General features: G+C 57.2%; 25 protein-coding genes. 19 read left to right on the forward strand and 6 right to left on the reverse strand.

All coding sequences use genetic code 11. The features are described 5' to 3' along the window. Positions 1–133: 133 nt before the first annotated feature. From CNE01S_RS10845 to CNE01S_RS10855, 3 genes are all read right to left on the reverse strand, one after another. The gene (locus tag CNE01S_RS10845; RefSeq protein WP_072279129.1) at positions 134–1,009 is read right to left on the reverse strand and encodes a diguanylate cyclase regulator RdcB family protein; all 876 of its coding nucleotides are present in this window, start codon (positions 1,007–1,009) and stop codon (positions 134–136) included. After that, complete coding sequence (gene crfC, locus CNE01S_RS10850; protein WP_061275921.1) at positions 1,009–3,372, reverse strand: clamp-binding protein CrfC; 2,364 nt, start codon at positions 3,370–3,372, stop codon at positions 1,009–1,011. The genes CNE01S_RS10845 and crfC overlap by 1 nt, the downstream gene beginning before the upstream one ends. Before the next feature lie 104 nt (positions 3,373–3,476). Beyond that, positions 3,477–4,145 (reverse strand): WYL domain-containing protein, encoded by a 669-nt coding sequence (locus tag CNE01S_RS10855; RefSeq protein WP_038476507.1) that lies wholly within the window; start codon positions 4,143–4,145, stop codon positions 3,477–3,479. A 409-nt stretch (positions 4,146–4,554) separates the two neighbouring features. Here CNE01S_RS10855 and CNE01S_RS10860 point away from each other — a divergent pair, with 409 nt between their 5' ends. The 13 genes from CNE01S_RS10860 to phnP all read left to right on the forward strand — a co-directional run bounded on the left by CNE01S_RS10860 (position 4,555) and on the right by phnP (position 14,066). Further along, the gene (locus CNE01S_RS10860) at positions 4,555–4,890 is read left to right on the forward strand and encodes a zinc ribbon domain-containing protein YjdM (protein WP_039289439.1); all 336 of its coding nucleotides are present in this window, start codon (positions 4,555–4,557) and stop codon (positions 4,888–4,890) included. Positions 4,891–4,988: 98 nt separating this feature from the next. After that, positions 4,989–5,417, forward strand: coding sequence for a VOC family metalloprotein YjdN (yjdN, locus tag CNE01S_RS10865; RefSeq protein WP_061275923.1), 429 nt, complete (start codon positions 4,989–4,991; stop codon positions 5,415–5,417). Positions 5,418–6,023: 606 nt separating this feature from the next. After that, the gene (gene phnF / locus CNE01S_RS10870; RefSeq protein WP_061275925.1) at positions 6,024–6,749 is read left to right on the forward strand and encodes a phosphonate metabolism transcriptional regulator PhnF; all 726 of its coding nucleotides are present in this window, start codon (positions 6,024–6,026) and stop codon (positions 6,747–6,749) included. Then, positions 6,750–7,211, forward strand: a complete 462-nt coding sequence (gene phnG, locus CNE01S_RS10875) for a phosphonate C-P lyase system protein PhnG (RefSeq protein WP_061275927.1) — start codon at positions 6,750–6,752, stop codon at positions 7,209–7,211. After that, positions 7,208–7,792 (forward strand): phosphonate C-P lyase system protein PhnH, encoded by a 585-nt coding sequence (gene phnH, locus CNE01S_RS10880; RefSeq protein WP_061275928.1) that lies wholly within the window; start codon positions 7,208–7,210, stop codon positions 7,790–7,792. Before phnG ends, phnH begins: the two co-directional genes overlap by 4 nt. Then, complete coding sequence (locus CNE01S_RS10885; RefSeq protein WP_061275930.1) at positions 7,792–8,856, forward strand: carbon-phosphorus lyase complex subunit; 1,065 nt, start codon at positions 7,792–7,794, stop codon at positions 8,854–8,856. Before phnH ends, CNE01S_RS10885 begins: the two co-directional genes overlap by 1 nt. Then, positions 8,849–9,694, forward strand: coding sequence for an alpha-D-ribose 1-methylphosphonate 5-phosphate C-P-lyase PhnJ (locus CNE01S_RS10890; protein ID WP_008455722.1), 846 nt, complete (start codon positions 8,849–8,851; stop codon positions 9,692–9,694). Before CNE01S_RS10885 ends, CNE01S_RS10890 begins: the two co-directional genes overlap by 8 nt. Then, complete coding sequence (gene phnK / locus CNE01S_RS10895) at positions 9,691–10,449, forward strand: phosphonate C-P lyase system protein PhnK (protein ID WP_008455724.1); 759 nt, start codon at positions 9,691–9,693, stop codon at positions 10,447–10,449. The genes CNE01S_RS10890 and phnK overlap by 4 nt, the downstream gene beginning before the upstream one ends. Before the next feature lie 9 nt (positions 10,450–10,458). Beyond that, positions 10,459–11,163 (forward strand): phosphonate C-P lyase system protein PhnL, encoded by a 705-nt coding sequence (gene phnL / locus CNE01S_RS10900; protein WP_061275932.1) that lies wholly within the window; start codon positions 10,459–10,461, stop codon positions 11,161–11,163. Next, positions 11,150–12,286, forward strand: a complete 1,137-nt coding sequence (gene phnM, locus CNE01S_RS10905) for an alpha-D-ribose 1-methylphosphonate 5-triphosphate diphosphatase (RefSeq protein ID WP_061275934.1) — start codon at positions 11,150–11,152, stop codon at positions 12,284–12,286. The genes phnL and phnM overlap by 14 nt, the downstream gene beginning before the upstream one ends. After that, positions 12,283–12,870 (forward strand): ribose 1,5-bisphosphokinase, encoded by a 588-nt coding sequence (gene phnN / locus CNE01S_RS10910; RefSeq protein ID WP_245874493.1) that lies wholly within the window; start codon positions 12,283–12,285, stop codon positions 12,868–12,870. The genes phnM and phnN overlap by 4 nt, the downstream gene beginning before the upstream one ends. After that, positions 12,863–13,330 carry an aminoalkylphosphonate N-acetyltransferase gene (phnO, locus tag CNE01S_RS10915; RefSeq protein ID WP_061275938.1) on the forward strand — a complete coding sequence of 156 codons (468 nt, stop codon included), beginning with the start codon at positions 12,863–12,865 and terminating at the stop codon, positions 13,328–13,330. The genes phnN and phnO overlap by 8 nt, the downstream gene beginning before the upstream one ends. Next, positions 13,308–14,066 (forward strand): phosphonate metabolism protein PhnP, encoded by a 759-nt coding sequence (gene phnP, locus CNE01S_RS10920; RefSeq protein ID WP_061275940.1) that lies wholly within the window; start codon positions 13,308–13,310, stop codon positions 14,064–14,066. Before phnO ends, phnP begins: the two co-directional genes overlap by 23 nt. On the opposite strand, the gene yjdP is transcribed toward phnP, so the two are convergent. Together yjdP and rpiB are read right to left on the reverse strand one after the other, a co-directional pair. Next, complete coding sequence (gene yjdP / locus CNE01S_RS10925; RefSeq protein ID WP_061275942.1) at positions 14,063–14,380, reverse strand: DDRRRQL repeat protein YjdP; 318 nt, start codon at positions 14,378–14,380, stop codon at positions 14,063–14,065. The two genes, phnP and yjdP, sit on opposite strands and share 4 nt — an antisense overlap. A 68-nt stretch (positions 14,381–14,448) precedes the next feature. After that, on the reverse strand, positions 14,449–14,898 hold the full coding sequence (rpiB, locus tag CNE01S_RS10930) for a bifunctional allose-6-phosphate isomerase/ribose-5-phosphate isomerase RpiB (RefSeq protein WP_061275944.1): 450 nt from the start codon (positions 14,896–14,898) through the stop codon (positions 14,449–14,451). Positions 14,899–15,253: 355 nt separating this feature from the next. Here rpiB and CNE01S_RS10935 point away from each other — a divergent pair, with 355 nt between their 5' ends. The 6 genes from CNE01S_RS10935 to alsK all read left to right on the forward strand — a co-directional run bounded on the left by CNE01S_RS10935 (position 15,254) and on the right by alsK (position 21,635). After that, positions 15,254–16,144, forward strand: a complete 891-nt coding sequence (locus tag CNE01S_RS10935) for a MurR/RpiR family transcriptional regulator (RefSeq protein ID WP_061275946.1) — start codon at positions 15,254–15,256, stop codon at positions 16,142–16,144. A gap of 55 nt (positions 16,145–16,199) precedes the next feature. After that, on the forward strand, positions 16,200–17,135 hold the full coding sequence (alsB, locus tag CNE01S_RS10940) for a D-allose transporter substrate-binding protein (protein ID WP_061275947.1): 936 nt from the start codon (positions 16,200–16,202) through the stop codon (positions 17,133–17,135). A gap of 249 nt (positions 17,136–17,384) precedes the next feature. Next, a complete protein-coding gene (alsA, locus tag CNE01S_RS10945; protein ID WP_061275950.1) occupies positions 17,385–18,917 on the forward strand; it encodes a D-allose ABC transporter ATP-binding protein AlsA in 1,533 nt (510 codons plus the stop codon). Beyond that, on the forward strand, positions 18,896–19,876 hold the full coding sequence (alsC, locus tag CNE01S_RS10950; protein ID WP_061275952.1) for a D-allose ABC transporter permease: 981 nt from the start codon (positions 18,896–18,898) through the stop codon (positions 19,874–19,876). Before alsA ends, alsC begins: the two co-directional genes overlap by 22 nt. Positions 19,877–20,011: 135 nt before the next feature. Then, complete coding sequence (alsE, locus tag CNE01S_RS10955; RefSeq protein ID WP_061275954.1) at positions 20,012–20,707, forward strand: D-allulose 6-phosphate 3-epimerase; 696 nt, start codon at positions 20,012–20,014, stop codon at positions 20,705–20,707. After that, a complete protein-coding gene (alsK, locus tag CNE01S_RS10960) occupies positions 20,691–21,635 on the forward strand; it encodes an allose kinase (protein WP_061275956.1) in 945 nt (314 codons plus the stop codon). Before alsE ends, alsK begins: the two co-directional genes overlap by 17 nt. Here alsK and CNE01S_RS10965 read toward each other — a convergent pair. After that, entirely contained in the window at positions 21,568–24,150 is a 2,583-nt protein-coding gene (locus CNE01S_RS10965; RefSeq protein WP_061275958.1) for an ATP-binding protein, read from the reverse strand. The genes alsK and CNE01S_RS10965 overlap by 68 nt on opposite strands. Between the last annotated feature and the right edge of the window lie 68 nt (positions 24,151–24,218).

The following is a 24,218-nucleotide window of genomic DNA, read 5'->3' on the forward strand; positions in this document are numbered from 1 at the left end:
CATGTGAAACAGCGCTGGAAGTGAACGGAACCTTAGTCGATCCTTCATGGAAGATATTTGTCGCTAAGAGGCAGCCTTCGGAAGAGAATGCCGGTGAGATGGAACAATCTCTTCCCTGAGAACGTTCAATCACTTAGCCAAAAACTTCATCGACCAGCGCACTGCCGAGGCGCATGGCAGAACAAATACGCGGCATCCCCAACGCTACGCCCTGCCAGCCCTGGGTGACCGAGTAGCTGACCGGCTGACGCTCGATATTGCAGCCATCGCCGAGCCAGGTTAAAGCGTCTTTATGCTCCAACAGGCCCGGAGACGTTGGCGTCGCCAGCCAGTCATGGAAATAGTGGCGGGTACGGGGGGAAGCATTTACTTCTTCCGCCAGGCGGCTAATGGCGAGAGCGCGCACATGCTCAATCAGCTCCGCCGCCTGTTCCGGCGTTCCCAGACGTACGGCATCGCCAAAGGTCCCCCAGCGCAACTCTTCCAGTGCGACGTAGCAACGTGCCGCGGGAGAGAATGAAAAATAGTGCCCGCTGCGCCAGCGGGAAAAAATCTGCTCACTGTGGACCATGCCCTGGCGAACAAGATCGCTGTGCTGAAACTCTTCTTCTAGCCGGGCCAATCGCTGAGAAAACTGCTCGCGCAGGGCCTGAAGCCGCTCGCGAACTGCCGCCGAATGGTGCGCAGTGCGGGCAGAAACCGGCTCTAGCTGGGCAATTCGCTCGCTTATCTGGCTGTTGGCTAAATAACTTTTTGCCAGATCTGCCGACAGCTGACCGAGGCTTATCAGCGATGCATCAAGCTCGTCCTGCGGCGGTATTGCTGCCATCCCGGCCTGCCGCCGGGCCATGACGACGAACAGCGCCAAAAGCTGCTCATAAAATGCCTGACTTTGTGGGCTGCTCCACGGCTGGCGGGCGACATCAATCCCCATGGCAAAATCGACGACAAATTTTTCGCTAAGACAGCTGAGGGTTCTTATTGGCCCTTCCATTAATACACTGCTCATCATTGCTCCGCTGAGAAAAGCGTCTGGATATCATCGCGCAACAGGCGTGTATCCTCGTGAATGTAACGTGCCGTTCTGACACTCTGTTCCAGCTTATTCTGGAGAGAAAACAGCACGGTGTCGTTCTGCTGCTTAGCGGAGAGACTCTGCCGTAAATTACTGTGAATAGCGTCCAGTACGCCGGTAAAATCAGCGAAAAACGTCGCCATCCCGGCCGTGACGGAAATATCCACCTGCGCGGTAATGGCCTGATTTATCTGGCTCAGGAAAGTCGACACATGGTCATGCAGCTTTTGCTGTAACTTCTCCAGGTCAATCACGTAGCGGCTGTGGGTGGCCGCGTAATCTTCCCAGCCCCAGTCCACGCTGTTTAACCAGCGCGCCAGCACGCCCCGCATCCCGTTCTGTGGCTGCATTTCTGACATCGCCACTTCCTGGCTTTCGATAACATTGGTGAAAGCCGATTGCGTATTAAAGTTAAGCTGGCTGGTCTGGAACGCAGGCAGGCTGATTTGGGCACGGAATCCGGCCACTTTGAGGCCGTCGCTTACCCGCTGTTCAATAGGTTTCAACGCCGACTGCAGCGTATAACTCAGGCTCGCCTCAAGATTACTGAGCAGCGCGCCAAGCTCCCCGCTTAGCGTCTGCTGCGCGGCAAATAAAATGCTTTCGCTGGAAGCGCGGACTTTGTGCAGCAAGGTGCGAGCCGTCGCTTCATCTTCACCCATTAGCTTGTCGCTGCCCGGTGAAAAATCCACGTTCCGCGTCAATGTGTGTGGGTATAACGGATGCAACTTCTCTGCGCCCAACCTCCCTTCGCGGAAGTAGGTTTTCAGGTCGCTATGAATCTGAGTTTCAAAGCGCCGCACAAAATCGGCTATGCCAGCGAGAGCATCGCTGACCTGCTGCTGAATCACCGTGCTCACCGACTGCTGAGTCTGCAGCAGCAGTTGAATATCCAGCTCCAGTTGCCGAATATTCTCCTGCAGGCTGTCGTTGGCCACCTGCAATCCCTGGCAGCGGAAGCTCAGATAGCGTTCAGCGCCCTCGGCATAATCCAGCAGTTTGTGGCACGCCGCACGCAGCGTGTACAGAGAAGCATTGGCGTGCGCGGTATGCAGGATAGTCTCAATCGGTGACTCAAACATGGAGTCTTCCCACAGCAAATCCGCCGCATGGCGCAGATGCTCGATGTCGGCCAAATCCGCACTGCGCCAGCGCCGGCCTAGTGCCGCTTCCGCAAAGTCCTGCACCCAGCGCTGCTCTTCAGGGTCGGGTAAACGGCCATGCGTGGCCAGTTCATAGCGGGCGCGGTTGGCAAGGTAGCCCCACATGCTCGACACCGGGAAAACGTTTTCCGGCGCGATGCTGTCCTTCATCAGCGTCCCGGCGATCATCGCCTTCACCTGAGCGGCATCGTCGCCGTTGCGATCCTTCTGATCGAACTTATTCACCAGCGCATACAGTGGCACCGATTTGCTGACGCCTAGCACCGCCTCACGAACTTCTTCGTCGGATATGGACTTGAGCTGCGTATAGTCCATCACCGCCAGCACGGCTGAAGCCTGTGCCAGCTGCTCTTTAAGCATCTTTTGCAGGTGCGGCTGCCCCGCTTCATTCGGGCCAGGCGTGTCCAGCAGCGTCAGCTGGCCGTGGCCGTTTTTGAGGCCGGCCAGATGCACAAATTCCACCTCAATGACCGGCACATGTTCAATAGCCGCGTAGGCTTTAAAGGGGAAAGCAACATCCAGCACCCGGCACAGGCGTACCAGATCGTTCAGGCTCTTCAGGCAGTGGAAAATAGGCTGCGCGCCGAGATAATGGCGCTCAAAGCCTTTGCCGTCAGCAATTCGGGCAATAAGCGCCTCCATATCCCGGTCCACTTCCAGCTTGCGCGCCAGCGCTTCCCGGCTGGTGATCAGCAGCTTTTCCTGCAGCGTCCCCATCAGACTTTCTATCGGCTGCACATACGGGAAGTGCAGCACCGGTTCGCGCTGGCCCGGCGTGTGGCGGATCAGCGTCGGCAACGCCGTCATTGGCCGGTTACGATTAGGCAGAACCTCCGTACCCACAATGGCATTAATGGTGGTCGACTTCCCCGCTTTCATGGTGCCGACAATAGCCAGAACCATTTCATGTTGGGTTATTTTACGCCTTTCGTTTTGCAGCATATCTTTCTGCAATTCGATACCGCGTGGGCTAAATTTCAATGGATGTACCGTAGCCACAGGGTTCGCTAAAGCGCTATTTTGTTCATTTTGCAAAGCCAGTGGAGCGACTTTTAAAGCGCTAAGGTTTTGCAACGCTAATTGCAAAAGCCGCTCGGCTTCCTGACTCAGTTCAAAAATAGTTTGTGTGTGCATAAAAAATCTTTCCTTAACTCAAATTATCCGGTTTTATGACCGCCACCGTTTAGTTGTAATCATGGCAATACCGGTTTTTATAATTACGTGAGGGAAATAATTTATTAATTAACATTACACCATGCCGCGATCCTGGCTTTTAAGTCGCTCTGCCAGACCTGCGGGGAAATAATGGTGAGATGCGGTATCCAATACTGCACCAGCGGAAACAATTGCTCAGGCGAAGCAATATGACTCGCCAGGAGTAACTCTCCGTTATCAAGCTCTCTGATGGTTTTCTGAAAAGGTAATAGCTTGCGCTGTTTAAAATGTTCAGCCGCCTGCGCGGAAACCTGTAACAGCACTTCCGTTTTTACCCTTTCCCCACCAGGATCATCCCGATCGTCAAATAATGGATAAAAAATAGCTTTACGCTGTGGGCTATTTTCATATTCATACCCTACAACCAATAAATCTGGAATAGCACGTAGAGTAATATATTGATTATGGCTCTTTATGTCGTACCACGGATAAAACGCAGCAAGCCCTACGCGTTTAGTAATGCGTAACAGGTCGTTTACGTTAAACTGTCCTTTTAAATGCGAAGAGAGACGCTTTTTCCCTTCGCCGACGTCCTCCAGAATAGCACCAAGCCGGTTCAAATCACGATACGCAGTTCGCATATCTACATCAAAACGCTGGCGGATAATATCAGCGGAAAGGGTTTCCCCCTGATAAAGACTTAAGACGATTTCGGCCAGTCGATCTGCAACTTTTACTTTCGCGCCTTTCATTCTCATCGGTTCCTGCCTCTGTATCGGTACATCCATAGGCCCAACCATACCCCTGTCAAGTGACAGGAGGTGTCAGCGCAATACGCTTTTTTTTATTTTTTCAAACAGGTATAGCGCAGCAGCCCATGCTGGCAGACTTGCTCGAAGCGAAGTGAAACTAAGTTAAATTAGCCTTATTTAACGGCAATTAAAGCCTGAACTTTAAGTTAAATTTGGTGCTTATTTCTTTGAATGAAAGGTTTTTTGCACTTTATGGCAGCCAGAAAGCCCATTGGGCATAGGTTTACGGCAATAATCCCTGCAAATGTAGGGATTTGATGTATAATCTCAGCACTTTTTCGCGATTCAGCATGTTTTTACGGCCAAATCGCTATTTTTCATTACTTTATCTCACCTTGAGGATCAGATAATGCAACTCCCTCATTGCCCGAAGTGCAATTCCGAATACACCTACGAAGACAACGGCATGCTGATTTGCCCGGAGTGCGCTCATGAATGGAACCCTGCCGCGGCGAGCGAAGAAGACGCTGCGCTGGTGGTAAAAGATGCCAACGGTAACCTGCTGGTCGACGGCGACAGCGTCACCGTGGTGAAAGATCTGAAGGTCAAAGGCAGCTCTTCGATGCTGAAGATCGGCACGAAAGTGAAGAATATCCGCCTGGTGGAAGGCGATCACAACATCGACTGTAAAATCGACGGTTTTGGCCCGATGAAGCTGAAGTCCGAGTTTGTGAAAAAGAACTAATTTCCCCCCGGCAGGTGGCTCTGCTGCCTGCCCCGCCTGGCCTACCTGTCCCGCACAACCTACACTTCTTCTGCACTCTTCTTACAGAGGATTCGGTTATGCCTTTAGGACCCTACATCTCATTAAACGGCCACTGCGCCGAGGCTATCGCCTTTTACCAGCAGGCTTTGGGCGCCGAACTGACGTTCAAAATCACCTTTGGTGAAATGCCCAAAGAAGCAAAAAATACCGAAGGCTGTAGCGGGGCCGTTGCCTATTCAGACGACAGCATCATGCACGCCAGTCTGCGGGTGGCCGGCAACGATTTGATGATGACCGACGCCAGCATGAGCGGAGAAAAACCGCAGCACAGCGGCTTTTCACTCTGTCTGGCAAGCCACGATACGGCAGAGGGTAAACGCTGGTTTGACGCCCTCTCTGCAGGCGGCACCGTCACCATGCCGTGGAGCGAAACTTTTTGGGCAAAAGGCTATGGCTCACTAACGGATAAGTTCGGCATTCCGTGGATGGTCAACGTCGAGAGATAAAGCGGTATATTCTATTATTCTTTTTGGGCCCGTCACGCCGGGCCCTTTATTTTCACTCCTGATTAAAAGTTCAAGAAAATCAACGCAACTTATATATTCATTTTTTTGATGCTATTTTATTATTCCATTTCAGCGAGTTTATTCCTGACAAAAAGAGTCAACTGGCAGGAAGCGATCGGCACGGGCACTAAATTAATTATTCCAAATCTAAAAATATTATTTCAGCAATAAGACACTCTATTTAAAAAGAAGCTAAGGAATATAGAATATATTCAAAAATCAATCGCAAGCGCCGCGGCTAAAAATTGGCTGCTGATGATTGCCTGGCTTTAACCTTTCCCCCGCCACCCACCGATTTTTAGGCAAAACAAGGCAACTCCCTGATTCCTCTGAAAACAGCTCAGTGCGCCGACCGCAAACTTCAACTCTTCATCGTACAGAAACCAATCATTAACAAAACCGTCACTTTCCCCCGGCACCATGAGGCAACTTTTGAAGGAGGCCCGTGATGCAAACGACTCTTCACCTCATCAAGCAAAACCCATGCACAGCCCAGCAGCCGCGCGTGCGCATTCGCTTTATCTGATTTGAGAGGCTTTGACTGTTATGCACTTGTCCAGACATCCGACCAGTTACCCGACCCGCTATCAGGAGATAGCCGCCCGGCTCGAACAGGAGCTGCGCAATAACTACCGCTGCGGCGACTACCTGCCCGCAGAAACCCAGCTGGCCGCCTATTACGAAGTTAACCGCCACACGCTCCGCCGCGCCATTGACGAACTGGTCAACAAAGGCTGGGTGCAGCGCCGCCAGGGCGTTGGCGTGCTGGTGCTGATGCGCCCGTTTGACTACCCGCTGAACGCTCAGGCGCGCTTTAGCCAAAACCTGCTGGATCAGGGCAGCCACCCGACCAGCGAACGCCTGCTGGCGGTGATTCGCCCGGCCTCGCAGGACGTAGCAGATGCACTGGGGCTGGCCGAGGGAGATAACGTTATTCACCTGCGCACCCTGCGCCGGGTGAACGGTATCGCGGTGTGCATCATCGACCACTATTTTTCCGAACAGAGCTGGTGGCCGACGCTGCAAACCTTCGGCAACGGATCGCTGCACGATTTTCTCCAGGCCGAGTTAGGGATTGCCCTGACCCGCGCCCAAACCCGCATCAGCGCTCGTCGTTCCCAGGCCAAAGAGAGCCGTCTGCTGGAAATCCCCAACTTGGCGCCGCTGCTTTGTGTTCGCACCCTTAACCATCGTGAAGGCGAGGCCAAAGCGGCGGAATACTCCGTAAGCCTGACCCGTGCCGACATGATTGAATTCACCATGGAGCACTAAATGGACACCAGCCATTTCAACACCGAACAGCGCCGCGAGTGGATGGCGGTGCTGTCACACAGCCAGCCGCAGGAGCTTCTTGAGCGCTGGAACAGCCTGAACATTCACGCGGATTACACGCTCATTCGCGCGCCGGAAATCGGCCTGGTGCAGGTGCAGGCCCGCATGGGCGGCACCGGCCAGCGCTTTTTCACCGGCGACGCCACGCTGACCCGCTCGGTGGTCAAGCTGGCGAGCGGCACCTATGGCTACAGCTACCTGCTTGGCCGCGACAAACAACACGCTGAATGCTGCGCGGTGATCGACGCCCTGATGCAGGAAACCGCGCATTTTCACACGCTACAAGAAACCCTCATTGCACCGCTGGCGGCCAACCGTGAACAACGTCTTGCCGCTCGCCGTGCGGAAGTTAACAGCAGCCGCGTGGACTTCTTCACGCTGGTACGCGGAGACAACGCATGACTTTAATGACCGCTTTTACCCTTCCGGTGCAGGATGCCCAGCAGAGTTTTCGTCGCCTGCTCAAAGCGATGAGCGAGCCGGGCGTGATTGTCGCGCTGACCTCGCTGCAGCAGGGCTGGCTGCCGCTGAACGTGGCCACCACCAGCGTGCTGCTGACGCTGGCCGATAACGACACGCCGGTGTGGATCGACAGCACGTTGGGCAACGATATTGCCGCACAAAATATCCGTTTTCATACCAATGCGCCGCTGTGCGAGCAGCCTGAGCACGCGCAGTTTGCCGTCGCCAGCGACGCTATCTCTTCCGAAGAGCTGAACCTGCTGGCTCAGGGCTGCGACATCGCACCCGATACCAGCGCGACGCTGATTCTGCAGGTGTCCAGCCTGAGCGGAGGGCGCATGCTTCGCCTGACCGGCGCTGGCATCAACGAAGAGCGCATGATCGCCCCGCAGCTGCCGGAATGTGTGCTGCACGAACTGACCGAACGCCCGCACCCGTTCCCGCTGGGCATTGACCTGATTTTGACCTGTGGCGATCGCCTGCTGGCTATCCCACGGACCACCCACGTGGAGGTGTGCTGATGTACGTTGCCGTCAAAGGGGGCGAGAAGGCAATCTCCGCCGCCCACGCCCTGCAGGAGCGCAACCGACGCGGCGATGAAACGCTGAAAGAGCTGAGCGTCGCGCAGATCGAACAGCAGCTAGGCCTGGCGGTCGACCGCGTGATGACGGAAGGCGGCATCGCCGACCGGGAGCTTGCCGCGCTGGCCATCAAACAGGCCAGCGGCGACATGATTGAGGCCATTTTCCTGCTGCGCGCCTACCGCACTACGCTGCCTCGCCTCGCCGTGAGCGAGCCGCTGAACACCGCTGAGATGCGCCTCGAACGCCGTATCTCCGCCGTTTATAAAGACGTCCCTGGCGGCCAGCTGCTTGGCCCAACCTACGACTACACGCATCGCCTGCTGGACTTCACGCTGCTGGCTAACGGCGAAGTGCCAGACGCAGAACCTGCCGACGAGCAAAGCGCCCCTTCTCCGCACGTGTTCAGCATGCTGGCGAAACAGGGCCTGGCCAAAGTCGAAGAAGACGACGGTGCTCAGCCGGACGACATCACCCGCAATCCGCCGGTTTACCCGTGCTCGCGCTCTTCGCGCCTGCAGCAGCTGGTACGCGGCGACGAAGGCTACCTGCTGGCGCTGGCTTACTCCACCCAGCGCGGTTACGGGCGCAACCACCCGTTTGCCGCCGAGATCCGCAGCGGCTACGTGGACATCGAAATTGTGCCGGAAGAACTGGGTTTTGCGGTGAACATCGGCGAACTGCTGATGACCGAATGCGAAATGGTGAACGGCTTTGTTGCCCCCGCAGATGAACCACCGCACTTCACGCGCGGCTATGGCCTGGCGTTTGGCATGAGCGAGCGCAAAACCATGGCGATGGCGCTGGTTGACCGCGCGCTGCAGGCTCCGGACTACGACGAAAACGTCGCCAGCCCGGCGCAGGACGAAGAGTTCGTGTTATCCCACGCGGATAACGTGGAAGCGGCGGGCTTTGTGTCCCACCTCAAGCTGCCGCATTACGTGGATTTCCAGGCCGAACTGGAGCTGCTTAACCGCCTGATAAAGGAGCGAGCCAATGGCTAACCTGAGCGGCTATAACTTTGCCTATCTGGACGAGCAAACCAAACGCATGATCCGCCGCGCGATGCTGAAAGCCGTGGCTATTCCAGGTTATCAGGTGCCGTTTGGCGGCCGCGAAATGCCAATGCCTTACGGCTGGGGCACCGGCGGCATTCAGCTTACCGCCAGCCTGATTGGCGAGTCTGACGTCCTGAAGGTGATTGACCAGGGCGCGGACGACACCACCAACGCCGTCTCGATTCGTAACTTCTTCAAGCGCGTGACCGGCGTGAACACCACCGAGCGCACCGAAGACGCAACGCTGGTGCAGACCCGCCATCGCATCCCGGAAACGCCGCTGGTTGAAGACCAGATCCTGATTTACCAGGTGCCGATCCCTGAGCCGCTGCGCTTTATCGAACCGCGCGAAACGGAAACCCGCACCATGCACGCGCTGGAAGAGTACGGCGTAATGCAGGTGAAGCTGTACGAAGATATCGCCCGCTTCGGCCATATCTCCACCACCTACGCCTACCCGGTGAAGGTGAACGATCGCTACGTGATGGACCCGTCGCCGATCCCGAAATTTGATAACCCGAAAATGCACATGTCCCCCGCGCTGCAGCTGTTCGGTGCCGGACGCGAAAAACGCATTTACGCCGTGCCGCCGTTTACCCGCGTAGAGAGCCTCGACTTCGACGACCATCCTTTCCAGGTCCAGGAATGGGAAGAGCCGTGCGCTATCTGTGGGTCACGCCACAGCTACCTTGATGAAGTGGTGCTCGACGACGCGGGTAACCGCATGTTCGTCTGCTCCGATACCGACTACTGCCGCCAGAACAGTGAGGCCTCTCAGTCATGACCAGCCCGTTACTTTCGGTGAATAACCTCACCCACCTCTATGCGCCCGGTAAAGGCTTTATGGACGTGTCGTTCGACCTCTGGCCCGGGGAAGTGCTGGGCATCGTGGGCGAGTCCGGCTCCGGTAAAACGACGCTGCTGAAGGCGATTTCCGCCCGCCTTGCGCCGCAGGAAGGGGAAGTGATTTACCTCGACCGTTCGCTGTACGACATGTCGGAAGGTGAACGCCGCCGCCTGCTGCGCACCGAATGGGGCGTGGTGCACCAGCATCCGATGGACGGCCTGCGCCGCCACGTTTCTGCCGGGGGCAACATCGGCGAGCGCCTGATGGCAACCGGGGCGCGCCACTACGGCGACATTCGTGCCACCGCCCAGCGCTGGCTGGAAGAAGTCGAAATCCCGTCGGCCCGTATTGACGACCTGCCGACCACGTTTTCCGGCGGGATGCAGCAGCGCCTGCAGATCGCCCGCAACCTGGTGACTCATCCGAAGCTGGTGTTTATGGACGAGCCTACCGGCGGGCTGGATGTTTCGGTGCAGGCGCGCCTGCTCGACCTGCTGCGCGGCCTGGTGGTGGAGCTGAACCTGGCCGTGGTGATTGTCACCCACGACCTGGGCGTGGCTCGCCTGCTGGCCGACCGCCTGCTGGTGATGAAACAGGGCAAAGTGGTGGAAAGTGGGCTGACCGACCGCGTACTGGACGACCCGCATCACCCGTATACCCAGCTTTTGGTGTCCTCCGTCCTTCAGAATTAGGTACTCGCTATGACCAGAATACGGGTTGAAAACCTGAGCAAAACCTTTGTCCTGCACCACCAGCACGGCATTCGCCTGCCGGTGCTGGCAAACGCCTCGCTGGAAGTCAAAGGCGGTGAATGCGTGGTGCTGCACGGCCACTCCGGCAGCGGGAAATCCACCCTGCTGCGTTCGCTGTACGCCAACTATTTGCCGGATGAAGGACACATCTGGGTTAAGCACAACGACGAATGGCTCGACATCGTGCAGGCTCCGGCGCGTGAAGTGCTGGCGGTGCGTCGCCAGACCATCGGCTGGGTGAGCCAGTTCCTGCGTGTTATCCCACGGATTTCCGCGCTCGAAGTCGTCATGCAGCCACTGCTGGATTTGGGCGTGCCGCGCGAAGAGTGCGAGGCAAAAGCCGCCAGCCTGCTGACCCGGCTCAACGTCCCGGAGCGCCTGTGGCACCTGGCCCCGTCGACCTTCTCCGGCGGCGAGCAGCAGCGCGTAAACATCGCCCGCGGCTTTATTGTTGATTACCCCATTTTACTGCTGGATGAGCCCACCGCCTCGCTGGACGCCAAAAACAGCGCCGCCGTGGTGGCTTTGATTCAGGAAGCAAAAGCGCGTGGAGCGGCCATTGTCGGCATCTTCCACGATGAAGCTGTACGTGAACAGGTGGCCGACCGCCTGCATACGATGTCCGCGATGGAGCCCCAACATGATTATCAATAATGTTCGCCTGGTCCTGGAAGAAGAAGTGATCAGTGGCTCGCTGGAAGTGGCCGACGGTGTGATTCGCAACTTTGCCGAGACCCAAAGCCAGCTGCCGGGCGCACACGACGGCGGCGGCGGCTGGCTGCTGCCGGGGCTGATTGAGCTGCACACCGACAACCTGGATAAATTCTTCACCCCTCGGCCAAAGGTTGACTGGCCGGCGCACTCCGCCATGAGCAGCCACGATGCGCTGATGGTGGCGAGCGGCATCACCACCGTGCTGGATGCCGTTGCCATCGGCGACGTACGCGACGGCGGCGACCGCCTGGAAAACCTCGAAAAAATGATCAACGCGGTTGAGGATACGCAAAAGCGTGGCCTCAACCGCGCCGAGCACCGCCTGCACCTGCGCTGCGAGCTGCCGCACCACACCACGCTGCCGCTGTTCGACAAGCTGGTTGACCGCGAGCTGGTGTCCCTCGTTTCGCTGATGGACCACTCGCCGGGCCAGCGCCAGTACGCGGAACTCTCGAAATACCGCGACTATTATCAGGGCAAATACCATCTCACTAACGAGCAAATGGATCGCTTTGAGGAAGAGCAGCTGACGCTGGCGGCGCGCTGGTCACAGCCAAACCGCCAGGCCATTGCCGCCCGCTGCCGCGACCGCAATATCGCCCTCGCCAGCCATGACGATGCGACGACCGCCCATGTGGTGGAGTCCCACGAAATCGGCAGCGTGATCGCCGAGTTCCCGACCACGGAAGAAGCCGCTGAAGCCTCTCGTCGCCACGGCATGAGCGTGCTGATGGGCGCGCCGAATATCGTGCGCGGCGGCTCTCACTCCGGCAACGTGGCGGCCAGCCATCTGGCTCAGGCCGGGCTGCTGGATATCCTTTCCTCGGATTACTATCCGGCAAGCCTGCTGGATGCGGCCTTCCGCGTGGCGCACGACGACAGCAACAGCTTCACGCTGGCGCAGGCGATTCACCTTGTGACACGCAACCCGGCGCGGGCGCTGAACCTGACCGACCGCGGGACGCTGGCGGAAGGTAAACGAGCGGATCTGGTGCTGGCGCACATGCACGGTGACCATATCCATGTCGATCACGTCTGGCGCCAGGGAATTCGGGTGTTCTGATGAGTAAACTAATCTGGCTGATGGGCCCGTCCGGCTCCGGCAAAGACAGCCTGCTGAGCGCCCTGCGCCAGCAGGAACACGCCAGGCTGCTGGTGGCGCACCGGTACATTACCCGCGCCGCCGACGCGGGCTGCGAGAACCACATTGCGCTGAGCGCAAACGAGTTTGAGCAGCGCCAGCAACTGGGGCTGTTTGCCCTGAGCTGGCAGGCGCACGAGCACTCCTACGGCGTCGGCGTGGAAATGGATATATGGCTCGAGGCCGGATTTGACGTGGTAGTAAACGGCTCGCGCCAGCACCTGAAACAGGCGCGGGAACGTTATGGCGATGGGCTGGTGCCCATCTGCCTGCAGGTTTCCGGGGACGTATTGCGCCAGCGGCTGGAACAGCGTGGGCGGGAAAACGCAGAGCAAATCGAGCAGCGGCTGCAGCGGGCCGCGCTTTACTCGCCAGAGGGAGGCGATTGCCTGATACTCAACAACGACGGGAGTCTGCTACAGTCTGCCGCATTATTTATGCGGCTGTTAGCCCAGCACCGCTCGAACGTTATCCCTCTTCACCGCAAGGAGCCCCGCCATGTCTGATGTTGTTAAATTAAAAGCCGCCGCTATCGAAGACAGCGACACCGTTTACCGCATGATTTGCGAGCTAAAGCAGGCCCAGGCCGACCGCCCCGGCTTTAATGCCTGCTTTGCCGAAAACCTGCGCGATCCAAATATCTTTTATCAGCTGGCATGGCTGGGTAATAAAGCCGTGGGGATGATTAGCCTGCACCTGCAATATCACCTGCATCATGGCCGCCGCATTGGCGAGATCCAGGAACTGGTCGTGCTGGAAGAAGCCCGCGGCCACGGCGTCGGCAAACAGCTGCTTGCCTGGGCTGAAGATAAAGCGCGTAAAGCCGATGCGGAACTGACGGAGCTGTCGACCAGCACCGGCCGCAAAGACGCTCATCGTTTTTACGAACGTGAAGGCTACCGCGCCACCCATATCCGCTTTACCAAACCGGTGGAGACACCTGATGACGCTCACGTTAACGCTTAGCGGCACCGGCGGGGCGCAGCTTGTTCCCGCCTGGGGCTGTGGCTGCGCAGCCTGTTCGCGGGCACGCAGTAACCCTTCTCATCGCCGCCGCCCGTGCAGCGCGGTGGTCAAATATAACGATGCGGTGACGCTGGTAGACGCGGGACTGCCTGACCTGATGGAGAGCTGGCAGCCCGGAGATTTTCAGCAGTTTTTGCTCACCCACTACCATATGGATCACGTCCAGGGGCTGTTCCCTCTGCGCTGGGGCGTGGGCGAGAAAATCCCGGTTTACGGCCCGCCGGATGAACAGGGCTGTGACGATCTGTTTAAACACCCCGGTCTACTGGACTTTAGCCATACCGTCGAACCGTTTGTCGCCTTCACCCTACAGGCACTGCGCGTCACGCCGCTGCCGCTCCTGCATTCAAAGCTAACGTTTGGCTATCTGTTTGAAACGGCCTACAGTCGGCTGGCGTGGCTGAGCGATACGGCGGGGATGCCGGACAAAACCCTGAAGTTTCTGGCCGCCAACCGCCCGGAAGTGGTGGTGATAGATTGCAGCCGCGAACCCCGACCAGAAACGCCAAAAAATCACTGTGACTTAACGACCGTTATCGCGCTGAACGAACAGATTGGTAGCCCCCGAGTCGTGCTAACGCACATCAGCCACCAGTTTGATGAATGGCTGATGCACAACACCCTGCCTGAAGGCTTTGAAGCCGGTTTTGACGGCATGGAAATCGTGCTGGATTAACGGTCGTCGTCCTGCAGGCGCCGCTCATCGTCATCCAGCTGCTGGCGTTCACGGTCGAGCTGGTTCTGACGTTCATCAAGACTTCGACGCCTGTCTTCCAGCTGGCGGTACCGGGCTTCGTCCTGGCGGCTGAGCCTGCGCTGAGCCGCTTCGTCATCGCTATCGTCATGATAAACGCGGTCGCCATCGGGCTTATAAGCATCGCTAAATGCCTGCTGGATATTGCCAATGGCGTCATCAATCACGTCGGCCTGCGCGAACGGCGAGGCCAGGTAAAGCGTGCCGAGCAGCAGCGCGGCGGCATAAGATTTCATCGGTCAGTCTCCGGGATGGACTGGCCTCAGCGTAGTCAGCCGGCCTCACGCGCAGTAGCGGAGGAATCTCAAATTCTCGGCGATTCCAGCGCGCCAATAGCCTCTACCCGCGCCTGATGCCGCCCGCCTTCAAACTGCCCGTTTAACCACGCGTCGACGATCATTTTGGCCAAATCCAGCCCGACGACTCGTGAGCCGAAGGCCAGCACGTTGGTGTTATTGTGCTGGCGGGAAAGCAGCGCAGAATATGGCTCACTGCAGACCACTGCCCGGATGCCGGGAAACTTATTGGCGGTGATGGAGATCCCCACGCCGGTGCCGCAAATTAAAATGCCGCCCTCAGCTTCGCCGTTAACCACGGCCTGCGCCACGGCGCTGGCGTAAAGCGGGTAATCGGTGCGCTCGCCGGACCAGGTGCCCTTGTCCAGCACCTCAATCCCTTTCTCCTGAAGATGCGCCACAATCTCCGTCTTCAGCAGGAAGCCTACGTGGTCACAGCCAAATGCAATTTTTTTCATTTTGTCCTCGCCGTTGCCGTTACTTTACGAACCCGACAACTCTTGTGATTTAAGACCGGTTCACTGCCCAATTAATCGGCAGAATTGCCGGGTTCGTGGCCATTTCTACACCGATTCTCTTCACAACACAATGCAGAAACTTGTCAAGTTCGTGTCATAAAACGATCTCCACTAACGAGAAAAACTAAGTTATTTCATTATATTTCATACAAATAAATACAATTAAGCACTCACCCAAACTTCACAAAAAGTAAAACTTTATGAATTAACTATTTTTGTGAAGTGATCAGCATATTTTCTGTTCACGCTGTGGTGTTATAGTGGCGTCTTCACTCTACGGACATGAGAGAACAGGATGAGTCAGTCAGATATTGATTCACAGCCGCCGTTCGGCATCGGCCTTGCCCCCTGGCTGCGTATGAAGCAGGAGGGGATGACGGACAATGAAAGCCGCATCGTCGACTGGTTGTTGAAGCCTGGTAATCTGAGCGATGCCCCGGCCATTAAAGACGTTGCCGAAGCCCTTGCGGTGTCGGAAGCGATGATCGTTAAAGTCTCGAAGCTGCTGGGGTTTAGCGGCTTCCGTAACCTGCGCAGCGCGCTGGTCGCCTACTTTTCCGAGTCAGAGCAGGTGCTGCCGACCGAGCTGGCGTTCGACGAAGCGCCGCAGGACGTGGTCAATAAGGTGTTTAACATTACCTTACGCACCATTATGGAAGGCCAGTCGATCGTCAACGTGGACGAAATCCACCGCGCGGCACGCTACTTCGCGAAGGCGAAACAGCGTGATTTGTACGGCGTTGGCGGCTCGAACTCTATTTGTAACGATATCCAGCACAAGTTTTTACGCATCGGCGTGCGCTGCCAGGCTTACCAGGATGCCCACATCATGATGATGTCGGCCTCGCTGCTAAAAGAAGGCGACGTGGTGCTGGTGGTTTCCCACTCAGGGCGCACCGGCGATTTAAAAGCGGCGGTGGAGCTGGCGAAAAAGAACGGCGCAAAAATAATTTGTATTACCCATAGCTACCATTCGCCCATAGCACGCCTGGCTGATTTTATTATTTGTTCACCAGCGCCAGAGACGCCTTTATTAGGCCGCAACGCCTCGGCACGAATATTACAATTAACGTTACTCGATGCTTTATTTGTTTCAGTCGCACAGCAAAACATTGAACAGGCAACATTAAATATGCAAAAGACCGGCGCTATTGTGGATTTCTTTTCACCTGGCGCGCTGAAGTAAAAAAGAGATCCCGTGTGAGCGGGATCTGACTGCACCCTACACTGAGAATATGATTATGAATAAATATCTGAAAATATTCAGCGGCGCTGCTATGGGCCTGATGTTATCCACCAGCGCTTTTGCCGCTGCCGATTACGCGGTGGTATTAAAAACATTATCCAACCCTTATTGGGTGGATATGAAAAAAGGTATTGAAGATGAAGCTAAAACGCTGGGCGTTAGCGTTGATATTTTTGCTTCGCCTTCGGAGGGTGATTTCCAGTCGCAATTGCAGCTTTTTGAAGATTTAACGAATAAAAAATACAAAGGTATCGCTTTTGCACCGCTTTCCTCGGTAAACCTCGTGGTGCCGGTCGCTAACGCCTGGAAAAAGGGCATTTACCTGGTCAACCTCGATGAAAAAATCGATATGGATAACCTGAAAAAAGCCGGCGGTAACGTCGAAGCCTTTGTGACCACCGATAACGTCGCTGTCGGCGCGAAGGGCGCAGGATTCATCATCGATAAGCTAGGTGCCGCAGGCGGCGACGTAGCTATCATCGAAGGCAAAGCGGGGAACGCCTCCGGCGAAGCCCGCCGCGTAGGTGCCAGTGACGCATTTAAGAAAGCCAGCCAGATTAAGCTCGTCGCCAGCCAGCCTGCCGACTGGGACCGCATCAAGGCGCTCGATGTGGCGACCAACGTGCTGCAGCGTAACCCGAATCTGAAAGCCTTCTACTGCGCGAACGACACGATGGCGATGGGCGCCGCTCAGGCGGTGGCCAACGCCGGGAAGACCGGGAAAATTTTGGTTGTCGGCACCGACGGTATCCCGGAAGCCCGTAAGATGGTGGATGACGGGCAAATGACCGCTACCGTGGCCCAGAACCCGGCGGATATCGGTGCGACAGGCCTGAAGCTGTTGGTGGATGCGGCGAAAACCGGCAAGGTGATTGCGCAGGATAAAGCCCCGCAGTTCAGCCTGGTGGATTCGGTGCTGGTGACGAAATAGTTTCTGGTCTGAGTGGCTTTATCCCCTCACCCCGGCCCTCTCCCAAAGGGAGAGGGTGAAAAAAGGGAGCCTGCTCCCCCGGGCAAAGGTGCGAAAAGAGTACTAAAAGAAAAGCAGTGGCAGCAGTTATTCCCTCTCCCTTTAAGGATGAGGCAGAAAATCAATATCAGCTCAGTACCGTCCCCTCTCCCCTGTGGGGAGAGGGTTAGGGTGAGGGGAAACCTTCGCTAAAAATGATTGAGGCTCGTCATGGTCACGCCATACATTGCAATGGCGGGGATCGGCAAATCCTTTGGTCCGGTTCACGCATTAAAATCGGTTGATTTAACAATATTCCCCGGCGAAATTCACGCCCTTCTCGGGGAAAACGGTGCAGGTAAATCAACCCTGATGAAAGTCTTGTCGGGTATTCATGAACCGACCAAAGGCACCATTACGATTAATGATGTTAATTATGAAAAACTTGATCATAAATTAGCGGCACAGCTCGGCATAGGGATTATTTATCAAGAACTCAGCGTTATTGATGAATTAACGGTTTTAGAAAATCTTTATATTGGCCGTCACACAACCAAAAAAGTTTTCGGGATTAATATTGTTGACTGGAAAGAGATGCGTATTCGCGCCGCGATGATGCTTTTACGTGTTGGCTTAAAAGTGGATCTCGATGAAAAGGTGGGTAATTTATCCATCAGTCACAAGCAAATGTTAGAAATTGCCAAAACATTAATGCTGGACGCCAAAGTGATTATTATGGATGAGCCCACGTCTTCTTTAACCAATAAAGAAGTGGATTATCTTTTTCTCATCATGAACCAGCTGCGTAAAGAAGGCACGGCGATGGTGTACATCTCCCATAAGCTTGCCGAAATCCGCCGCATCTGCGACCGCTATACGGTGATGAAGGACGGCAGCAGCGTCTGCAGCGGCCTGGTCAGCGACGTCTCCAACGACGACATTGTGCGCCTGATGGTTGGCCGCGAGCTGCAAAACCGCTTTAGCGCGATGAAAGAGAGCGCCGGGAACGTGGAGCATGACGTGGTGTTTGAGGTGAAGCACGTCAGCAGCCGCGACCGCAAAAAGGTGAAAGATATTTCGTTTAGCGTCAACCGTGGCGAGATTCTGGGCTTTTCCGGCCTCGTAGGATCCGGGCGTACCGAGCTGATGGACTGCCTGTTTGGCGTGGATAAACGCTCCTCCGGAGAAATTCTGCTTAACGGCAAAAATATCTCGCCCAGCTCACCGATGGATGCGCTGAAAAAGGGCATGGGCTACATCACCGAAAGCCGCCGCGATAACGGCTTCTTTGCCAACTTCTCCATCGCGCAGAACATGGCCGTCAGCCAGAGCCTCAAGCGCGGCGGCTACAAAGGCGCAATGGGCCTGTTTAACGAAGTCGAAGAACGAAAAATTGCCGAAGCCCAGCGCCAGCTGCTGGCGCTGAAGTGCCACAGCGTCGATCAGAACATTACCGAGCTTTCCGGCGGCAATCAGCAGAAGGTGCTGATTTCTAAGTGGCTGTGCTGCAACCCGGAGGTGATCATTTTCGATGAGCCTACGCGCGGGATCGACGTCGGCGCTAAGGCCGAAATTTACAAAGTGATGCGCCAGCTGGCGGATGACGGAAAAGTCATTCTGATGGTGTCGTCTGAGCTTCCCGAAATTATCGCCGTCTGCGACCGCATTGCCGTGTTCTGCGAAGGGCGACTGACGCAAATCCTGACCAATCGCGACGATATCAGCGAAGAGGAGATTATGGCATGGGCATTACCACAAGAATGAAACGCGAAGAAAGTGAGAAAAAGCCGTTCAATTTCGCCCAGTTCTGGGACAAATACGGCACCTTCTTCATCCTCGCGATTATCGTCGGCATCTTCGGCACGCTCTCCGCCGAGTACTTCCTGACGGCCAGCAACATCAGCGCCATCTTCGTGCAAAGCTCGGTGACCGTGCTTATCGGCATGGGGGAGTTCTTCGCTATTCTTGTGGCGGGGATTGACCTGTCGGTCGGCGCGATTCTGGCACTTTCCGGCATGGTGACCGCCAAGCTGATGCTGGCAGGCGTCGATCCGTTCCTCGCGGCGCTGATTGGCGGCGTGATTGTCGGCGGGCTGCTCGGGGCGATTAACGGCTGCCTGGTGAACTGGACGGGGCTGCATCCGTTCATCATCACGCTCGGCACCAACGCCATCTTCCGGGGCATCACGCTGGTTATTTCCGACGCCAACTCGGTGTACGGCTTCTCGTTCGACTTCGTGAATTTCTTCGCCGCCACGCCGCTCGGCATTCCGGTGCCGGTGATCTTCTCGCTGATTGTCGCCGGGATACTGTGGTTCCTGACCACCCGCACGCGGCTGGGGCGCAATATTTACGCCCTCGGCGGCAATAAGAATTCGGCCTTCTACTCCGGCATCGACGTGAAGTTCCACATGCTGGTGGTGTTCATCATCTCCGGCATCTGCGCCGGGCTGGCGGGCGTGGTCTCTACCGCGCGTCTTGGGGCGGCAGAACCCCTTGCGGGGATGGGATTTGAAACCTACGCCATCGCCAGCGCGATCATCGGCGGCACCAGCTTCTTCGGCGGCAAAGGCCGAATTTTCTCGGTGGTGATTGGCGGCCTGATCATCGGCACCATCAACAACGGGCTCAACATCCTCCAGGTACAAACCTATTACCAGCTGGTGGTGATGGGCGGGCTGATCATCGCCGCGGTGGCCCTGGATCGGTTAATCAGCAAGTAAATTCGTCGTCTTTCTAACGGCAGATGCGTTGGCTGCATCAGCTCACCCCAGTCACATAGTTAGCTATGCTCCTGGGGACTCGCAGCCTGGCCGCCTTTCTGTCGTCCGAAATCCATAGAATTACAGGAGCTTATAGTGAAAATTTCCCCCTCTTTGATGTGCATGGATCTGGCGAAATTCCAGGAACAAATTGAATTTATCGACCAGCACGCCGACTACTTCCATATCGACATTATGGACGGCCACTTTGTGCCGAACCTGACGCTGTCCCCGTTCTTCGTCGGCCAGATCAGGAAGCTTGCGAGCAAGCCGCTGGACTGCCATTTGATGGTCACCCGCCCGCAGGATTACATCGTCCCGCTGGCGCAGGCCGGGGCGGACATCATTACCCTGCATCCGGAAACCATTAACGGTCAGGCCTTCCGACTCATCGAAGAGATCCGCCGCCACGGCATGAAGGTCGGCCTGATTTTGAACCCGGAGACCCCGGTGGAGGCGATGAAGTACTACATTCATAAGGCAGACAAGGTGACGGTGATGACCGTTGACCCGGGGTTTGCCGGCCAGCCGTTTATTCCAGAAATGCTGGAAAAAGTGGCCGAGCTGAAAGCCTGGCGCGAACGCGAAGGGCTGAGCTACGAAATTGAAATTGACGGCTCCTGCAACGCGGCAACCTATGAACGACTCATGGCCGCCGGGGCAGATGTGTTTATCGTCGGCACTTCCGGGCTGTTTAATCACGCCCGTGACATCGACGAGGCCTGGCAGGTGATGAGCGAGCAGATCCTGGCGGCCAAAAACGAGGTTATACCCCATGCCAAAACCGCTTAACGTGGTGGCCGGAGTGGATATGGGCGCCACCCATATCCGCCTGTGTTTGCAGGATGAGTCCGGCGCGGTGCTGCACTGTGAAAAACAGCGCACAGCAGAGATTATCTCGGGGGGCGTAGTCTGCGGGATCGCCCATCTGGTAAACGATCGGTTGGATCGCTTTCACGCCCGCTGCCGCGGCATGGTGATGGGGTTTCCGGCGCTGGTCGGCAAAGACAAGCGCACGATCATCTCCACGCCCAATTTGCCGCTTGCCGCCGCCGAGTTTAACGAACTGGCGGGCAAGCTGGAGGATGCGCTCGGCTGCCCGGTCGAATTTTCACGTGACGTCAATCTGCAGCTCTCGTTCGACGTCGCGCAAAACGGGCTGCAGCAACAGCAGGTGCTCGGGGCTTATCTCGGCACCGGCATGGGCTTTGCCGTCTGGCTGAACGGCGCCCCCTGGACCGGCGCCCACGGCGTTGCCGGGGAGCTGGGCCATATTCCGCAGGGCGATATGCACCTGACCTGCGGCTGCGGAAATGCGGGTTGCCTGGAAACGGTGTGCTCGGGGATTGCCCTGAAACGCTGGTACGACGCCAGCCCGCGTGCGTATGAAATTGGCGAGCTGTTCAGCGTTGCCGCGCAGGAGCCGTTTGTCGTTGCCCTGCTCGACCATGCGGCGCGCGCCATTGCCACCAGCGTGAATCTGTTCGACCCGGATGCGGTGATCCTCGGCGGCGGCGTAATGGACATGGTCGATTTTCCACGCGAGGCGCTGATTGCGCAGACTAAACGTTATCTTCGTCGCCCGCTGCCTCACGATGCCGTGCGCTTTATCGACGCGTCTTCCTCGGCCTTCAACGGCGCTCAGGGAGCGGCTACGCTGGCCCGCGCCTGCTTCCTGCCCGCGCTTTACGTAGCGCCTCAGCAAGCTGCGCTCGGGTGAAAGGCTTACGCAGCAGCTCCACCTCCGGCTGGTGCTGCTCGCTGCGGCGTAGGTCCTGCCCGCTTACCAGCAGCAAATCCAGCTGAGGATGATGGCGGCGAGCCTGCTGGAGCACGTCCGCGCCGCTTAGCTCGCCGGGCAGCATCAGGTCGCTGATCACAATGCTAATGTCCGGCACCTCGCTCATCAGCTGCAGCGCCTGCTGGCTGTCGCTGGCTTCCAGCGTCAGGTAACCCAACTGATGCAGCTGTTCGCACAGCGTCTGGCGCACGTCCGGCTCATCTTCAAGCACCAGCACAAGCTGGTCGGAAATATCGGCCTGTTCATCGGCTACAGGCAGCGCCTCAGGTTGAACCTCCGCAGACGCCCGAGGCAGTTGCAGTCTGACCCGAGTCCCTTTGCCAGGCTCGCTTTCTATTTGCACTCGCCCGCCTGACTGGCGCACAAAGCCATAAACCATCGACAGCCCAAGCCCGCTGCCGCTGCCGGTCTGTTTGGTGGTGAAGAACGGTTCAAACACCTGCGCTTTCACCTCATCCGTCATGCCGTGCCCGGTGTCGGCGACCTCAACCACTACCATATCCTGCTTGCGCCCTTCGCCGCGAACCACGCGCTGGTTCCAGGTACGAATCTTAATTTCACCGCTGCGCCCTTCCATCGCGTCCCTGGCGTTCATCACCAGGTTAATGATCGCGTTCTCCAGCTGATTGACGTCGATCCACGCGGGCCAGGCGGGCTGCTGGGCTTCAACGGTAAGCGTGAGATGGGCGGGCAAAGAGTGGCGCATCAGCGGGTCGAGGTTTTCCAGTAGGCTTTTCATCGCCACCGCCCTCGGGTGCAGCGATTGCTTACGGGAAAAGGCGAGCAGCCGCTGGGTTAGCTGCGCGCCACGCTCGGCGGCCTTAAGCGCACGCTGAATGCGCATGGCATCCGACGAGTCTGTCGCGGTCAGCTCCAGACTGCCGATGATTACCGCCAGCAGGTTGTTAAAGTCGTGCGCCAGGCCACCGGTAAGCTGCCCCACCGCCTTCATTTTTTGGCTGTGTACCAGCGCTTCTTCCAGCGCTTTGCGCTCGCTACGCTCCAGCACCACGTTCACCATGCCCCGCCCCGGCACCGGGCTAAAACGCAGCTCGATGGTGCGGCCGTCTGCCAGCCTCAGCTCCTGCGGCTTCGGCAAGGGCCGGGATAGATTGCCCAGCATGTGTTCCTGCAGCGGCGTGACCTGCTTCAGCAGCCCGAGATAGTGCTGGCCACGCTGCAGGCGCTGCGGCTCAAGCCCCAGCAGCAGCGGATATTGCTGATTCCATACCACCAGGAAACCGTCGCTGTCGAACAGCGCAAAGCCATCGCGCATGGCGTGGAAGGTGGTTTCCAGCAGGGTACTTTTTTCTTTCAGCAGGCGTGAGGTGTGCTCCAGCGAAGCGGTATTACGGGCAAAGACGTTGAACGCCCTGGCCAGCTCGCCCAGCTCATCGCGCCGCTGCTGCGCGGGCACGCTGACCTCTTTTTCGCCTTTCGCCAGCCGCGTCATCGCCTGGGAAATCGCCGTTAAGTTTGAGCCCAGGTTGCGGTAAATATACAGCCCGGCAAACCCGGTGATCACCAGCGCCAGCAGGGCAAACAGGCCGATAAAAGCGATGATGGACTGCAAATCCCGATGGCTTTGCTGGCTGCGCTGCCGGGATTCTTCCCCGACTTTTTGCACATACAGGTTGATGTCCTGGTTCAGAAAAGCCACCAGCGCTTTGATGTGGTACATGTGCCAGGCGATGCCCAGGTCGCTTTCCTCAAGCTGCGCAGAAAGCGGCGGCAGCTGGCGCAGGCCGTTTCTGAACTGCTGCAAAATGCTGTCCGACAACGGCGACGGCGCTCGTTCGGGGAGAAGCTGCATCACTTCGCTAAGCTGGCGCACCGCAGGCCTCGGCGAGGAGGACTGAATCGCCACCAGAATCAGGCGATCCATCTCTTTGAGCAGCCCGGCATCCGGCACGTTCAGCCCTTCGCGCGCGTTGACCTCCTGCAGGTGCTCAAGGTAGCTCTGGTTTTGGTACAACGCGCTTAGCAGCAGATTGCGTTGCAGGTGGCGGCGGTGCCCCATCACCAGCATGTTAGTGACGCTGCTTTCCAGCTCGTTGCTGCGGTCGATGATCCGGCTAACCAGCTGCGGCTCGCGGCTCGCCAGCGGCGCGGTGGCCAGGTGAGAAAGCGAGTTTTGCAGCGAAAGCTGGGTTTGCTTCAGGCTTGCCGCCTCGCTCTGGTATTCCAGCGCGCCGACAACCTGAGAAAGCCTGACCGCCGCCGTCGCCACGTTGGAGGTGTCGCGCGCCAGCTCCATGCTGCCGGACATGTCGAGCAGCGTTTGCCCCTGCACCTGCTCCTGAAGGCGGCTGGCGTGCTCAAAGCCGAGCACCGCCACACCGCAGACCATCAGCGTGACCGCCACCACCAGCAGGTTAAAGAACAGCAGGCGGCCACGGGCGCTGGCGAAGAAGGAGGGGCGAGGCTGGGTCATAGAGGCTCCGTGGTTGATTGTGCCCTCTCACCCTCTCCCCCAGGGGAGAGGGGAAAAAAGGGGTAACC

It is taken from the genome of Cedecea neteri NBRC 105707 = ATCC 33855, assembly GCF_001571265.1.
In the GTDB taxonomy this organism is placed as follows: domain Bacteria; phylum Pseudomonadota; class Gammaproteobacteria; order Enterobacterales; family Enterobacteriaceae; genus Cedecea; species Cedecea neteri.

Bases quoted from the DNA above. Each gene is read 5' to 3' on its own strand.
- yjdP (WP_061275942.1), bottom strand. From the start codon at position 14,380: ATGAAATCTTATGCCGCCGCGCTGCTGCTCGGCACGCTTTACCTGGCC.
- CNE01S_RS10860 (WP_039289439.1), top strand. From the start codon at position 4,555: ATGCAACTCCCTCATTGCCCGAAGTGCAATTCCGAATACACCTACGAA.
- phnG (WP_061275927.1), top strand. From the start codon at position 6,750: ATGGACACCAGCCATTTCAACACCGAACAGCGCCGCGAGTGGATGGCG.
- alsB (WP_061275947.1), top strand. From the start codon at position 16,200: ATGAATAAATATCTGAAAATATTCAGCGGCGCTGCTATGGGCCTGATG.
- alsK (WP_061275956.1), top strand. From the start codon at position 20,691: ATGCCAAAACCGCTTAACGTGGTGGCCGGAGTGGATATGGGCGCCACC.
- phnF (WP_061275925.1), top strand. From the start codon at position 6,024: ATGCACTTGTCCAGACATCCGACCAGTTACCCGACCCGCTATCAGGAG.
- CNE01S_RS10890 (WP_008455722.1), top strand. From the start codon at position 8,849: ATGGCTAACCTGAGCGGCTATAACTTTGCCTATCTGGACGAGCAAACC.
- yjdN (WP_061275923.1), top strand. From the start codon at position 4,989: ATGCCTTTAGGACCCTACATCTCATTAAACGGCCACTGCGCCGAGGCT.
- phnH (WP_061275928.1), top strand. From the start codon at position 7,208: ATGACTTTAATGACCGCTTTTACCCTTCCGGTGCAGGATGCCCAGCAG.
- phnL (WP_061275932.1), top strand. From the start codon at position 10,459: ATGACCAGAATACGGGTTGAAAACCTGAGCAAAACCTTTGTCCTGCAC.
- alsA (WP_061275950.1), top strand. From the start codon at position 17,385: ATGGTCACGCCATACATTGCAATGGCGGGGATCGGCAAATCCTTTGGT.
- phnM (WP_061275934.1), top strand. From the start codon at position 11,150: ATGATTATCAATAATGTTCGCCTGGTCCTGGAAGAAGAAGTGATCAGT.
- CNE01S_RS10965 (WP_061275958.1), bottom strand. From the start codon at position 24,150: ATGACCCAGCCTCGCCCCTCCTTCTTCGCCAGCGCCCGTGGCCGCCTG.
- phnO (WP_061275938.1), top strand. From the start codon at position 12,863: ATGTCTGATGTTGTTAAATTAAAAGCCGCCGCTATCGAAGACAGCGAC.
- CNE01S_RS10845 (WP_072279129.1), bottom strand. From the start codon at position 1,009: ATGAGCAGTGTATTAATGGAAGGGCCAATAAGAACCCTCAGCTGTCTT.
- rpiB (WP_061275944.1), bottom strand. From the start codon at position 14,898: ATGAAAAAAATTGCATTTGGCTGTGACCACGTAGGCTTCCTGCTGAAG.
- CNE01S_RS10885 (WP_061275930.1), top strand. From the start codon at position 7,792: ATGTACGTTGCCGTCAAAGGGGGCGAGAAGGCAATCTCCGCCGCCCAC.
- crfC (WP_061275921.1), bottom strand. From the start codon at position 3,372: ATGCACACACAAACTATTTTTGAACTGAGTCAGGAAGCCGAGCGGCTT.
- phnK (WP_008455724.1), top strand. From the start codon at position 9,691: ATGACCAGCCCGTTACTTTCGGTGAATAACCTCACCCACCTCTATGCG.
- alsC (WP_061275952.1), top strand. From the start codon at position 18,896: ATGGGCATTACCACAAGAATGAAACGCGAAGAAAGTGAGAAAAAGCCG.
- CNE01S_RS10855 (WP_038476507.1), bottom strand. From the start codon at position 4,145: ATGAAAGGCGCGAAAGTAAAAGTTGCAGATCGACTGGCCGAAATCGTC.
- phnP (WP_061275940.1), top strand. From the start codon at position 13,308: ATGACGCTCACGTTAACGCTTAGCGGCACCGGCGGGGCGCAGCTTGTT.
- CNE01S_RS10935 (WP_061275946.1), top strand. From the start codon at position 15,254: ATGAGTCAGTCAGATATTGATTCACAGCCGCCGTTCGGCATCGGCCTT.